This is a genomic window from Streptomyces sp. CA-249302 (assembly GCF_050936785.1).
In the GTDB taxonomy this organism is placed as follows: domain Bacteria; phylum Actinomycetota; class Actinomycetes; order Streptomycetales; family Streptomycetaceae; genus Streptomyces.
Map to the genome: position 1 here is coordinate 2,315,413 of NZ_JBNJMG010000001.1, position 13,227 is coordinate 2,328,639.

At 70.2% G+C, this 13,227-nt stretch carries 11 protein-coding genes; 8 read left to right on the forward strand and 3 right to left on the reverse strand.

What is annotated here, in order from left to right:
• The first annotated feature begins 20 nt into the window (after positions 1 to 20).
• From ACQEWB_RS10395 to ACQEWB_RS10430, 8 genes are all read left to right on the forward strand, one after another.
• Positions 21 to 734, forward strand: coding sequence for a FadR/GntR family transcriptional regulator (locus tag ACQEWB_RS10395; protein ID WP_432829374.1), 714 nt, complete (start codon positions 21 to 23; stop codon positions 732 to 734).
• Between the two features lie 222 nt (positions 735 to 956).
• A complete protein-coding gene (locus tag ACQEWB_RS10400; protein WP_432829376.1) occupies positions 957 to 1,661 on the forward strand; it encodes an aspartate/glutamate racemase family protein in 705 nt (234 codons plus the stop codon).
• The gene (locus ACQEWB_RS10405) at positions 1,658 to 2,494 is read left to right on the forward strand and encodes a sugar phosphate isomerase/epimerase family protein (protein WP_432829378.1); all 837 of its coding nucleotides are present in this window, start codon (positions 1,658 to 1,660) and stop codon (positions 2,492 to 2,494) included. The genes ACQEWB_RS10400 and ACQEWB_RS10405 overlap by 4 nt, the downstream gene beginning before the upstream one ends.
• A gap of 39 nt (positions 2,495 to 2,533) precedes the next feature.
• Positions 2,534 to 3,619, forward strand: coding sequence for an isocitrate/isopropylmalate dehydrogenase family protein (locus ACQEWB_RS10410; RefSeq protein WP_432829380.1), 1,086 nt, complete (start codon positions 2,534 to 2,536; stop codon positions 3,617 to 3,619).
• Positions 3,620 to 3,774: 155 nt separating this feature from the next.
• A complete protein-coding gene (gene otnK, locus ACQEWB_RS10415; protein WP_432829382.1) occupies positions 3,775 to 5,046 on the forward strand; it encodes a 3-oxo-tetronate kinase in 1,272 nt (423 codons plus the stop codon).
• Positions 5,043 to 5,693 carry a 3-oxo-tetronate 4-phosphate decarboxylase gene (gene otnC, locus ACQEWB_RS10420; protein WP_432829384.1) on the forward strand — a complete coding sequence of 217 codons (651 nt, stop codon included), beginning with the start codon at positions 5,043 to 5,045 and terminating at the stop codon, positions 5,691 to 5,693. The genes otnK and otnC overlap by 4 nt, the downstream gene beginning before the upstream one ends.
• A 38-nt stretch (positions 5,694 to 5,731) precedes the next feature.
• On the forward strand, positions 5,732 to 6,232 hold the full coding sequence (rraA, locus tag ACQEWB_RS10425; RefSeq protein ID WP_432829386.1) for a ribonuclease E activity regulator RraA: 501 nt from the start codon (positions 5,732 to 5,734) through the stop codon (positions 6,230 to 6,232).
• A 3-nt stretch (positions 6,233 to 6,235) separates the two neighbouring features.
• Positions 6,236 to 7,375, forward strand: a complete 1,140-nt coding sequence (locus ACQEWB_RS10430) for a DUF475 domain-containing protein (RefSeq protein ID WP_432829388.1) — start codon at positions 6,236 to 6,238, stop codon at positions 7,373 to 7,375.
• Between the two features lie 36 nt (positions 7,376 to 7,411).
• Here ACQEWB_RS10430 and ACQEWB_RS10435 read toward each other — a convergent pair whose 3' ends face one another.
• From ACQEWB_RS10435 to ACQEWB_RS10445, 3 genes are all read right to left on the reverse strand, one after another.
• Positions 7,412 to 8,392, reverse strand: a complete 981-nt coding sequence (locus ACQEWB_RS10435) for a DNA polymerase Y family protein (protein ID WP_432843732.1) — start codon at positions 8,390 to 8,392, stop codon at positions 7,412 to 7,414.
• 5 nt (positions 8,393 to 8,397) lie between these two features.
• Positions 8,398 to 11,850, reverse strand: a complete 3,453-nt coding sequence (locus tag ACQEWB_RS10440) for a DNA polymerase III subunit alpha (RefSeq protein WP_432829390.1) — start codon at positions 11,848 to 11,850, stop codon at positions 8,398 to 8,400.
• A 226-nt stretch (positions 11,851 to 12,076) separates the two neighbouring features.
• On the reverse strand, positions 12,077 to 12,763 hold the full coding sequence (locus ACQEWB_RS10445; protein WP_432829392.1) for a hypothetical protein: 687 nt from the start codon (positions 12,761 to 12,763) through the stop codon (positions 12,077 to 12,079).
• Positions 12,764 to 13,227 lie beyond the last annotated feature (464 nt).

Sequence of the window (13,227 nt, forward strand, 5' to 3'; positions counted from 1 at the left end):
ATACCGAAGCGAGGAAATCCATGGCCGAACTCGGAAGGATCATGGTCGAGCCGCGGGAGCCTCTGGCCACCGAGGTCTCCAGGCGCCTGATCGACTACCTGATGTCGGGCGAGGTGCAGCCGGGAGACCGCATCCCCTCCGAGCGACAGCTCACCGAGATGCTCGGGGTGAACCGTCCCACCGTGCGCGAGGCCATCAAGTCCCTGGGATTCCTGGGCCTGTTGGAGATCCGCCAGTCCAGCGGAACGTACTTCCGCGGCGCAGACTCCGAAGTCCTCTACCGCCTGTTCGAGCTGGGCCTGGTGCTCGGAGAGCGCGGGGCGCGGGACATGGTCCAGGCCCGCGCCGAGCTGGAGGTCGTCGTGGCGGGACTGGCCGCTCAGTCGCGTGACGAGGCGGGCGTACACCTGCTGCGCACCAAGCTGGCAGCGATGCGCGACTGCCCGGACGAGGCGTTCGCCGAGGCGGACACCGCCTTCCACGCCACCCTGGGAGAGCTGGCCGAAAACACCGTGTTGCGCGACATGCTCAAGGGCATGAGGGCGATGATCCAGCGCGGTTGGGTGGAGCGCACCGGGGCGGTGCGCTCCCGGGAAGTGGCGTACGCGGACCACGTACCGATCTTCGAGGCGGTCGAGAGGGGCGATGCCCAGGCGGCACGCGCGGCCATGGCGGCCCACATGGAGGGAGCGTCCCAGCGCCTGATGGAGGCTCTGGAGCAGCGCAAGAACTAGGGCCGAAGGGCTGCCGGAACGTATCCGGCAGCCCTTCGCGCGATTAACCGGTTGACCGGTTTACCGGATAGTCCTAGAGTGGCGACCGCGGCAGCACAGCGAAACGTTGCCGTCATCCATCCCCGAGCCGCGCTGCGCCTTCAGGGTGTGCCCTGCCCAAGGCGCCGGGCCCGGGGCCGGGACCCGCGCTGGTCCCCGTCTACCGGAAGAGGAACGAACCCGGTGCTCGAACCCCGCCCCCTGGTCGCCATGATCCACGCCGTGCCGTCCGGCGCCCACATCGCCCAGCAAGCCTTCGCACGCGAGTTTCCCGAAGCCCGCGTCTGGAACGTGCTGGACGACCGCCTTCTGGACGACGCCCGTTCCGCCGGCGGCCTCACCGCCTCGCTGCGGCGGCGCATGCTCCGGCTGATCGGCCATGTGATGGACGGCGGCGCCCAGGGCCTGCTGCTGACCTGCTCCTCGTACGGGGAGGTGGTGGAGACCGCCCGCACGCTCTGGAAAGTGCCGGTCCTCAAGTCGGACGAGGCCATGTTCAAGGCCGCGCTGGCCGGCCCGTACCGCCGGATCGCCGTCGTCGCCTCCACTCCGCCCGCGGTGCCGGCCGCGGTCGCCCAGCTCCAGGCACTCGTGTCGGCGGTGCGCCCCGATCGCCCCGTCAACATCGTGACCGCCCTGAACGAGGAAGCGGCCGCGGCGGACGGCGCCGAGGACACCGCGCGCCACCTCGCCGCCGCACTATATGCCGCGGGCGGCGGTGACACCGACATGGTGCTGCTCGCGCAGTACTCCCTGACTCCCGCCCGCGACGCTCTCGCCGAACTGCTGGGGGTGCCGGTCCTCGACGGTGCCGGTGCCGCCGCGCGCGAACTGCGTGACCTGCTGGCCGTCCCCGCACCCGAGCGGGCCGAGGTGGTCGCGCCGTGACCGCGCGGCTGCCGTGGCCGCTGGCCTACACCGTCTCGGGCGACGACTGCCGTACGCCCGTTCCGCTCGGGTTCGGCGCCCCGCTCGCCGAAGCGGTCCGGCAGTTGGCCGAACTCGGCTACGACGGTGTGGAAGTGCAGGTCCGCGAGGTCACCGCACGCGACGCCGACGCCCTGGTCCGCACCGTGGAGGGTGGCCGTCTGGCGGTGCTGGGCATCGGGACGGGTCCCGTCGCCCTGCAGGACGGGCTGACCCTGACCGACCCTTCCGCCGACGTACGACGACACGCGCTGGACCGGCTGCTGGGCGCGGCCCGCCTCGCCGGAGCGCTGGGCGTGCCCGTGACGCTCGGCCAGACCCGCGGCACCTTCCTGCCGGGGCTGGAGGACGTGCAACGCGCCTGGGCCGAACGCGGCGTCCAGCGACTCGCCGAGGAAGCGGTCGCCCACGGCAGCAGCCTGCTGCTGGAACCGCAGTCGCGGAGCAACACCTCGCTGTGGCACACGCCCGACGAGGCCGTCACCGTGCTCCGCTCACTGAAGACAGACGCCCGGCTGGTGCTGGACACCCACCACCTCGAAGCCGAGGGCATCGAACCCGTGCAAGCCGTCACCGAGTTCGCCGACGTCACCGGCTGTCTCCAACTCGCCGCCCCCGTCACACGAGGGCCGCTGGCCATCGGTGACCCGCGGCTGCCCGCTCTGCTCCACGGGCTGCGACAGGGCGGCTTCGCGGGCTGGCTGACGCTGGAACACACCCAGGACGGTGACAGCCGCAAGGCCGCAGCCCGGTCCTGGACAGCCCTGACGGACGCCGCCACCACCCTGACCTGAACCATCCCGCTCACACTCTGTCCTGAGAGGAACCCGCACATGAGCACCACTTACCGCCTCGGCGTCCTGGAGGGCGACGGCATCGGCCCGGAGATCGTCCCCTCGTCCGTGGAGATCGCCACCGCCGCCGCCCAGGCCGCCGGTGTGACCGTCGACTGGGTCACGCTCCCGCTCGGCGCCACCGCCATCGAGACTCACGGCACTCCCGTCCCGGAGGAGACCAAGCGGGCCCTGGCCGAGCTCGACGGCTGGTACCTCGGCCCGCACGACTCCGTCAGCTACCCCGAGCCCCACAAGTCGGCTCTCAATCCGTCGGGCACCCTGCGCAAGCACTTCCAGCTCTTCGCCAACATCCGCCCCGCCAAGAGCTTCCCCGGCGCCAAGGCCGTCTGCGACAGCGCCGACCTGGTGATCGTCCGCGAGAACACCGAGGGGTTCTACGCCGACCGCAACACCTTCGCGGGCACCGGCGAGTTCATGCCCACCCCCGACACCGCGATCATGCTGGGCATCATCACCCGCGAGGCCACCGAGCGCGTCGCCCGGGTCGCCTTCGACCTGGCCCGCTCGCGCCGCAAGAAGCTCACCATCGTCCACAAGGCCAACGTCCTCAAGCTCACCACCGGTCTGTTCCGCACCGTGTGCAAGGAAGTCGCCCAGGACTACCCGGACGTGGCTGTCGACGACTTCCACATCGACGCCATGACCGTCCACCTGGTGCGCCGCGCCCAGGACTTCGACGTCATCGTCACCGAGAACATGTTCGGCGACATCCTCTCCGACCTCGCCGGTGAGATCAGCGGATCCCTGGGCACCGCCCCCTCCATCAACGCCTCCGCCACCACCGCGATGGCCCAGGCCTCCCACGGCTCCGCCCCCGACATCGCCGGCCAGGACCGCGCCAACCCCGTCGCCATGATCCTCTCCGGTGCCATGCTGTTCGAGTGGCTCGCCGCCAAGCACGGCGACGAGAAGCTCGCCGCCGTGGCGAAGGTCATCGAGAAGGGTGTCGCTGACGTGATCGCCTCCGGCACCTCCACCCGTGACCTGGGAGGCTCGGCTTCCACCACCGAGTTCACCGCCGCTGTCATCAAGGCCATCACCGCCGGCACCGGCCAGAACTGACGCCTCATCCGGGGTAGGTGCCCGCCGCGTCTTCGCGACCGAGTCCCCACGGCAACGAGAAGGCTCCCGGTCCCCGCCAGCCCCGGACCCCGCCAGCCGTCCCGGCCAGCCCCGGGCCCCGCCCGCCGCTCGTACGACCTGGAGAAACCCCGACCATGCCCCTGCGCATCGGCTGCATAGCCGACGACTTCACCGGCGGCACCGACGTCGCCGCCGCCTTCCGGCGCGCAGGACTGCGCACCGCCCTGGTCTTCGGCGCCCCGGACTCCACGACCGCGCTGCCCGCCGACTGCGACGCCGCCGTCGTGGCCCTCAAGTCCCGCTCCACACCCGCGGACCAGGCCGTCGCGGAATCCTTGGACGCCCAGCGCTGGCTGTGGACGCAGGGCGCGGCACAGGTCTACTTCAAGTACTGCTCCACCTTCGACTCCACTCCCGAGGGCAACATCGGCCCGGTCGCCGACGCCCTCATGGACGCCGCCGGAGCCGGAATCACCCTGCACTGCCCGGCCTCCCCGCCCAACGGCCGCACCGTCTACCAGGGCCACCTCTTCGTCCACGACCAGCTGCTGTCCGACTCACCGCTGCGTCACCACCCGCTCAACCCCATGACGGACTCCGCACTGGTGCGCCTGCTGTCGGCGCAGACCAGCCACCGCGTCGCCCTGATCGAGTGGGCGACCGTCCAGCGTGGTGGCGACGCCGTCCGGGACACCCTCCTCGCCCACCAGCGGGACGGCGTACGGCACGTGATCGCCGACGCGATCACCGACGCCGACCTCGCCGTCCTCGGTGCCGCCTGCCGGGAACTGCCGGTGGTCGCAGGCGCCGCGGGGCTGGCCGAAGGGCTCGGTCACGCCTGTCCGGACAGCGGTCTGAGCACCGATGTCCCGGTGCCGCGGGAGGGCCGTGCCGCGGTGCTGGCGGGCAGTTGTTCGGCACGCACGCTGGAGCAGATCGCCCACTTCTACGCCGCCGGCCTGCCCTCCCTCCACCTCGACGTCCTCGCCGCCGCGGCGGGACACGAAGTCGTCGAAGAAGCGCTGACCTGGTTCGACGCCCAGGACCCCGGACTGCCCGTGCTGATCTACGCCTCCGCCTCGACGGAGGAACTCGCGGCGGTCCAGGCCCAGTTGGGTGTCACCGAGGCTGCCGCGCGGGTCGAGGAACTCCTCGGCGCACTAGCCACCCATCTCGTCGAACGGGGCGTACGCCGACTTCTGGTCGCGGGCGGGGAAACCTCCGGCGCCGTCACCACCGCCCTCGGTGTCCGGGCCGTACTGGTCGGCGAGGAGGCGGACCCCGGCGTGCCGTGGACGCACGCCGCCACCAAGGCGGGTGACCTCGCCCTGATGCTGAAATCCGGCAACTTCGGCGCACCCGACCTGTTCACCCGGGCCCTCGACGGCAGCGGAGAGGCTCAGTGAACGAAGCAGAGGCCCGCGTTCTGATTGTCCGTACCGCACGCTCCCTCTTCACTCGGGGCCTCACCCACGGCTCCACCGGCAATCTGTCGGTCCGTCTCGCCGACGGCAGTCTGCTGCTCACCCCGACCGGCTCCAGCCTGGGCACCGTCGAGGAGCACGAGCTGTCCCGTACGGACCTGAGCGGACGCCACCTCGACGGCCCCCGGCCCACCAAAGAGGCGTTCCTGCACGCCGCCTTCTACCGCGCACGGCCCGACGCTCACGCGGTGGTGCACCTGCACTCCACACACGCCGCCGCCGTCTCCTGCCTCGACGGGCTCGACCCGGCCAACGCCCTGCCCCCGCTGACCGCGTACTACGCCATGCGCGTCGGTACCCTGCCGCTCCTGCCGTACCACGCGCCCGGCGACAGCGCCCTGGAACCGCTCGCCGAGGCAACGGCCCGCACCCACCACGCCGTCCTCCTCTCCAACCACGGCCCCGTGGTGGCCGGCACCACGCTGGAGAACGCGGTCGACGCCATCGAGGAACTGGAGGAAACCGCCAAGCTGCACCTCCTCCTCCAGGGCCATGCCACCCGTCCCCTCACCCCTGAGCAGGCTGCCGTGCTCGCGCCGGTCCCACCCCGACGGCCGGAGTCGGCGTGAGCACGGCGGCCACCTTCCCGGAAGGCGATTCCTGTCCCATGTCCGAAGCCCTCACCCCGGCGCCCACCGCCGACCTCGTCGACGAGTACGGCGACCAACTGCGCGTCTGCGACCTGCAGTTCCGCCAGTTCGGCGCCCACCGTTCCTTCGCCGGCACCGTCCGTACGGTCTCCTGCCACGAGGACAACGGCCTGCTGCGCGACCTGCTGCGAACCCCGGGCCACGGCAGTGTCCTCGTCGTCGACGGACAGGGCTCCCTGCGCACCGCCCTGGTCGGCGACCTCATCGCCGGCGCCGCCGAGCAGAACGGCTGGGCCGGACTGGTTCTGCACGGGGTCGTCCGCGACTCCGCCGCGCTCGCCGGCCTGAAACTCGGCATCAAGGCGCTGGGCACCAACCCACGCAAGAGCAGCAAGGCGGCCCAGGGTGCTGTCGACGTGCCCGTCACCATCGGCGGCCTCACCTTCCACCCCGGCGACCGGCTCCACGCCGACGACGACGGCATCGTCCTCCTGCCTACCGACCTCACGACGGGGTGACCTGTGCTTCTGAAAACCTTCGGCTGGTCGTTCGCGATTACCGCGCTCGGCCTGGCCGCGGCCGTCCTCTACGGGGGGTGGGAGGCCTTCGGCATCGTGGCGATCCTCTCCATCCTCGAGATCTCGCTGTCGTTCGACAACGCGGTGGTCAACGCCGGAATCCTGAAGAAGATGAACGCCTTCTGGCAGAAGATCTTCCTCACCGTCGGTGTCCTCATCGCCGTCTTCGGCATGCGCCTGGTCTTCCCGGTCGTCATCGTCGCCATCAGCGCCAAGATCGGGCCGATCGACGCGGTCGACCTCGCCCTGAACAACAAGGACCACTACAAGGAACTGGTCACCGACGCCCACCCGGCGATCGCCGCGTTCGGTGGCATGTTCCTGCTGATGATCTTCCTCGACTTCATCTTCGAGGACCGGGACATCCAGTGGCTGCGCTGGATCGAGCGCCCGCTGGCCAAGCTCGGCAAGGTCGACATGCTGGCGGTCTGCATCTCGCTGGTGGTCCTGCTGATCACGTCCTTCACCTTCGCCGCCCACGCCCACCAGCACGGCGGCGGCCACGCCGACAAGGCGCAGACGGTGCTGATCTCCGGCATCGCCGGTCTGATCACGTACATGGTCGTCGGCGGTCTCTCCGGCTACTTCGAGGACCGTCTCGAAGCCGAGGAGGAGCGGGAGCACGAGGAGGAGGAAGAGGCCGAGCGCAGCGGCAAGAAGAAGCCGGCGGTCGTACTGGCCGGGCAGGCCGCGTTCTTCATGTTCCTCTACCTGGAGGTCCTGGACGCCTCGTTCTCCTTCGACGGCGTGATCGGCGCCTTCGCCATCACCAACGACATCGTGCTCATGGCCCTCGGCCTCGGCATCGGCGCCATGTACGTCCGGTCGCTGACCGTGTACCTGGTCCGCCAGGGCACCCTCGACGACTACGTCTACCTGGAGCACGGCGCCCACTACGCGATCGGCGCCCTGGCCGTGATCCTCATGGTGACCATCCAGTACCAGATCAACGAGATCATCACCGGCCTCGTCGGCGTCGTCCTGATCGGCTGGTCCTTCTGGTCCTCCGCGCGCCGCAACCGCAGGCTCGCGGAAGCCGCGGACACCCTCGCCGACACGGACGTACCGACGACGGTTGCGTGATCACCCTGCCACTTCCCTGACCTGCGACAACCCCAGTCACTCAGCGAGAGTCGCCGGACGTACGGCCTCGGGCCCGAAGCGTCGGCGCGCACGGTCAGCGGCGGCTTCAGCTGCGCGGGCACGCTCGTTGCCGGGGTCCAAGGAGAGTTGACGGTAGGCGTTGCCAGCCGGTAGCAGGTCGTCGGCGCGGATCACGAAGGCGCGGACTCTCGCCCGCTGCAGCCCGAGAACGTTCAGCAGGCTCAGGGCAACTGTCGCGAGGGCGGGTGAGTGGCTGGTGGGCTCCGCCAGTGCGCGCGTGCGTGTAGTGGAGCTGCGGTCGGCATATCGCACCGTGAGAGTGAGCCGACTGGTGATCTGCCGTTCACGGCGCAGGCGTTGGCCGATCTGGTCGGCGAGTCCCAAGACCGCTCGGTGGTGTTGTGCCGGGTCGAGGCAGTCCTGCTCGAGCATCAGGTCGGAGACCAAATAGGCCGCCGGTTCTGACGGGGTGACCGGGCGGGGGTCGTGGCCGCGGGCCCATTCGGCCAGCAGCCGCGCCTGGCCGACGCCAAGGAGCCGCTGCAAGGTTCCGGCGGGCAGGCCTGCGATCTGACCGATGGTGTGCAGGCCGTATCTGCGAAGCGTTTCCGCTGTGGCGCGGCCGATCCCCGGCAGTACGGTGACCGCTCTCGGGTACAGCCAGTCAGCCACCTGCTCGGCGGGGACCCAGGTGGTCTCGCCGGGCGCGGAGGCGTCGGCCGCCATCGCCGCAAGCATCCGGTTGCCCGCGAGTCCGGCGCTGCTGTCGATGCCGTACAGGCCCTTCAGTCTCATCATCGTCATCTGGACCGTGTCATAAGAAGAGAGATCGAAGTAGCGAAGCGCCGAAGTCAGGTCCAGTTGAACGGCGTTGGGCGGCACCGGCTGCACATGAGGCGTGATACCGGACATCAGTTCTATTACGTCGCCGTACTGATCCCCCGTCAGCGAGGCGTGCAGGTGGAGGTGGGCGATGTACCGCTGACGTGCGCTCATCCCGTTCATCCCGCACTCCCGGGACTCCGGTGGCCGAACTTCTTCAGGTCGGCCGAGCGGGTGCCGGCCGGCTGGAGGTCGGCGTAGGGGTGCAGGCGGGCGCCGGTCGTGCCGTTGTCCAGGGTGCGGTGCGGCTGGGCGGGGGTCGGGTGCGGGCGGCTCTCGCCGAGGAGGGCGAGGGCGGCCTCGGGGCCGTGGTCGCGGCGGGCGGCGGCGATCTCGTCGAGGTCCCAGGCCATGGTGCCGACGACGGTACGGCGGGTGCCGCGCACCTGGACCGTGCCGCGCACCAGCAGCAGCCCGCTGTGGAAGACGGTGTGCGCGCAGGCCGGATGGGAGTCCTCGAAGAAGGCCAGGTCGACCAGGCCGGACCCGTCCTCCAGGGTGACGAAGATGATCCGCTTGCCACTGGCGATCGGCGGGGTCTGGGTGGAGGCGCGCACCCCGGCGACCAACACCCGCTGCCCGGCACGCAGCCCGGTCAGATGGGCCGCGTCGGTCGCGCCGATCTCGCGCAGCAGCCGGTGGTGGTGCTCCATCAGGTGTCTGGAGACGTCGATGCCGAGGGTGGTCAACTCGGCGCTGAGGGCCTCGCGTCCGGTCATCTCCGGCAGCCCGCTCGGCTCCGCACCGCCCACGGCCCCGGCCACGAGCGGCAGTTGACCCTCGTGCGCGGATCGGCTGCGGGACTGCCGGTGCAACTCCGTTATCTGGAGCAGGAGATCACGCCGGGTGAGGCGGCCGTCGTGCAGACAGTTCAGGGCGCCGATCTCGGCGAGGCGTTCGGCCACCGGTCTGCTGGGGTGGGCCCGCTGCCAGAAGTCCGACAGCGATCCGTACGGTTGCCCCTTCTCGATCCGCGCGGATTCGGCCTCGCTGATCCCGTGCACCGCGGACAGCGCGAGCCGTACGCCCCACTGGTCTTCGTCGGTCCTCTCCACGGTGTGCTTCACCTGGGAGCGGTTGATGTCGAGGGGCAGGACCTGCACACCGCCGCGGCGGGCATCGGCAACCAGGACTCGCTTGGGCCACATCCCGGGGTCGTGTTCGAGGAGACCCGCCAGCAGGAACGCCGGGTGGTGGGCCTTGAGCCAGGCGCTCTGCAGGGCGGGTACGGCGAAGGCGACCGCGTGGGCGCGGCAGAAGCCGTACGCGCCGAAGGCCTCGACGGTCTTCCAGACCTCGTCCCGGACCTGCGGGGTGTAGCCGCGGGCGTGTGCCATGCGGTGGAACCAGTCCCTGATCCGAGGAAGCCGGCCCTTGTCACCGAGTGCCCTTCGGGCGATCTCCGCCAGTGCGTAGTCGCAGCCGGTCATGACCGACAGGGTCTCGATGATCTGCTCGTGCCAGATGGTCACGCCGTAGGTGTCGGCGAGCACCGGCTCCAGATCGGGATGGGCGTAGGTGGGCACGCCACCGTGGCGTGCGGCGATATAGCGCTCGGGCATGCCGCCGGCGACCGGGCCGGGGCGGAAGAGGCTGATATCGGCAATGACATCTTGCGCGTCGCGTGGCTGCAGCCTGGACAAAAGATCTTGCTGGCCAGGCGACTCCAGCTGGAACAAACCTAGGGTCCGGCTTTCCTGGATGAGTTTGAAGGCGAAGACGTCATCGAGCGGTACCTGCTTCGGGTCGTCCAAATCGATGGGGCGACCGGTTACCCGCTCGACCTCGGCGACGGCGTGCGCCATCGCGGACTGCATCCGTACGCCCAGGACGTCGAGTTTGATGTTGCCGAGCGCTTCGATCTCCTCCTTCGCCGCCATGGCCATGGGGTAGTCGCCCTGCGGGGTGGGCTGGACCGGCAGCCGGTCCAGGAGGGTGGCGTCGCTGATGACCACGCCGCAGGGGTGCATGGCCATGCCGTGGACCAGGGAGTCCAGGCCCTCGGCGAGCTCCCACAGGGGTCCGTACCGCTCCATCTCGCCTGCCAGCTGCCGTAGTTCGGGCAGTTCGGCGAGGGCGCCGGTGATGTCGCAGGCGCGCAGGTGCGGGAAGCTCTTGGCGATCCGGTCGACGTCGGCGGGCGCGATGCCGAGGGCGAGGCCGGTGTCGCGCAGGGCGCGGCGGGCCCGGTAGGTCTCGGGCATCGCGGTGACCGCTACCCGCTCCTTGCCGAACCGCTCGAAGATCGTGTCGTAGCACTCCAGGCGGCGGGCGGACTCCACGTCGATGTCGATGTCGGGCAGCGAGGCCCGGCGCACACTGAGGAACCGTTCGAACAATAGACGGTGGTCAAGCGGGTTGGCCGTGGCGATCCCCAGCACGTGACAGACCAGCGAGCCGGCGCCGGAGCCGCGGGCCGCGACCCGGATGCCCTTGGCGCGGATGTCGGCTACGACCTGTCCGACGGCGAGGAAGTACGAATCGTAGGACAGCGCGGAGATCACTTTCAGCTCTTCGGCCATCCGCTCGAGCGCCACGCGGTCTCGGTCGAGACCGCGTCGGACCAGGCCGGCCTCGCACTGTTGGCGCAGCAGCCGGGCAGCTCCTCCCTCTCTTGATTCAGCACCGAAGAGCGACGGCTCCGGGAAGTGCGGCGTACCGAGTCCGAGGTCCGCCACCGGGTCGACGGTGCACTCGGTCGCCGTGGCGACAGTGTCCGCCATCAGGCGCCGGGCCCGGCGGATGTCCCTCCCCGCGCACTCGGTGATCATCCGCGCCACGTTCGCCATTCCTCTCTCGTCCTTGAGCCAGCGCTGCCCGCTGTCCAGGTGACGTCGGTCGATGGGGCGCAGTAGCCGCGCGGAGTCCAGGACATCGACGAGACGGTGCTGGTCGGAGTCGGCGTAGCGGACGGCGTTGGAGAGGACCGCGGTGGTGTGGGTGTGATCGGCCAGTGCCAGGGTGCGGGCGGCCAGGCGCAAGGTTCCCGGACCGGCGCCGGAACGTTTCTGTGCGGCGACTTCCAATCGAACACCGTTTCCGAAGATCTCCTTCCAGGGCGCTAGCAGCTTCCTCGCGACGTCCTCCCGGCCCGCCGCCAGTGCTCGCATCGGTTCCGAGAGCGGTCCGAGCAGCACGGTCAGGCCGGGGCCGCCGTACTCGCGCAGCGCCTCCCAGGGCACCACCGGTGCCGTACCGGACATGGCGCCCTCGTGGGCGGCCGAGGTGATGCGACACAACCGCGCCCATCCCGCCCGGTCCTGGGCGAGCAGCACGAACCGCAGAGGCGGCTCGACGACGTGCGCGCCTCCGCGCACCGGGGTACGGCGCCGCCGGGCGGGCGGCGGGGGCGCAAGGGCCTCCACCGCGAGGTCGATACCGAAGACCGGCCGGACCCCCTCTTTCGCGCAGGCCCGCGCAAATCGAACAGTTCCGGTGATCGTGTCCCGGTCGGTGAGTGCGAGCGCGGACATGCCCCGCTCGGCGGCCCGCCTGGCGAGCTGCTCGGGGTGGGCGGCGCCGTAGCGGGCGGAGTAACCGGACGCGACGTGCAGATGGGCGAAGCCCGTCATGCCACACCTCCATCACTCCACCCCTTTTCAGCCATGCGCCCGATATGTTCATCGTACGCTCGTTCGATTACTCTAGCCTCATCGTCCCCGGTCAGCGACCAGACTCGAACGTGTCAGCGATTCTTTGGTGAGGTGAGAACATCTGAAACCAGACACCACCCCCACCCCCTCAGCAGGGAGGAGCAGTTGGAGAAACCGTCCCCGCGCCGCCCCGCCAGCCAGTGCTTCAGAGCGGGCGGGCAGCCTCAGGCCGGCCCATCGGCAGCTCCCAGCGCAGATCTCCTGAGTCGGGAGCCACGCTCCAGGAGGCGAGGGAGGCCGCCAATCGGCCGAGCGCGCGGATCAAAGCCTCGGGGGTGAGCCCACACTCATGTGCGATCCGGTCCGTCTCGGCACATCCGTGACCAACCGAGAAGTCCGTGTGCGCCACAAGGCAGAGGACAGTGAGTCGCATCGTCGGGTCGTCGGCGCCCACGCCGCCGTCTCTCGCCATGCGCAGCGCCCAGTCGGCGGCCCTCCTGCGGTCCGGGCGTGCGGGATGCTGGGCAAACAGCCCGCTGTCGAGGACCTGGGCGGCCATCCCGCCACTTTCGGAGTCCAGGAGGGCTGGTGTTCTGCGGAGCCATCGCGCCTGCTCCAGTTCACTCCATGGGCGCAGATCTCGGCCCAGGCGGAGACTGCGCAGCACCCCGATCGGCAACCGGACCCGCCCGTCGGCATTCATGCGCAGGGCGCACTGCACGGCGAGCAGCCGGGCCGCGGCCCCGGTATGGCTCGGTAGGGCTGCGGCCAAGTAGCTGAGTATGTCCCGCACCCGGACCTGGTCGCCCGGCCCTTTGAGCTGTCGTCTGCGCCGCCGCGAGGCACTGTCCGCCAGTACCGCGGCCGTGCGCAGGAAGGTTTCCGGAACCACGGCGGCCTGCACCGTCACCGACGCGCAGGCCGTGCAGGCATCGGCAAGTCGCCAAAGTCGCCCACCCTGCTCACGGGCGAGGAGAAGACGAACCGGGCCGGCGCACCCACGGTGCCGAGGATGCCAGCGACACCCCCGTTCGTGACACTGGCAGGTGCGCAGGTACGACGGCAGAGCATCATGTCGGGCGTGCCCGGCCAGATGCTCGAGTGCGGCGGAGCGTGCGGATACGGGAGCGAGCAGTACGTCCCGGTGATTGCACTGCTGACATACGAGCCGGGGGCCGCCGGATCCGGGCCGCAGCTCCACGGTCCAGGCGCGCCGCGCCGTCGGGCATGTCGTGCGGAGCCTCATAGGGCGCGCTCCTCCCAGTCCTGTCCCGCGCCGTTGCCCGCTCAGAGAGAGCGGCAGCACACGGTAGTGCAGATATCTGCCCTATCGCTCACGCCGCCACCTGGGGAAAT

Excerpts from the sequence above, each read along its gene's own strand:
- ACQEWB_RS10395 (WP_432829374.1), top strand. The coding sequence starts at position 21 with ATGGCCGAACTCGGAAGGATCATGGTCGAGCCGCGGGAGCCTCTGGCC.
- ACQEWB_RS10410 (WP_432829380.1), top strand. The coding sequence starts at position 2,534 with ATGAGCACCACTTACCGCCTCGGCGTCCTGGAGGGCGACGGCATCGGC.
- otnK (WP_432829382.1), top strand. The coding sequence starts at position 3,775 with ATGCCCCTGCGCATCGGCTGCATAGCCGACGACTTCACCGGCGGCACC.
- rraA (WP_432829386.1), top strand. The coding sequence starts at position 5,732 with ATGTCCGAAGCCCTCACCCCGGCGCCCACCGCCGACCTCGTCGACGAG.
- ACQEWB_RS10435 (WP_432843732.1), bottom strand. The coding sequence starts at position 8,392 with ATGAGCGCACGTCAGCGGTACATCGCCCACCTCCACCTGCACGCCTCG.
- ACQEWB_RS10440 (WP_432829390.1), bottom strand. The coding sequence starts at position 11,850 with ATGACGGGCTTCGCCCATCTGCACGTCGCGTCCGGTTACTCCGCCCGC.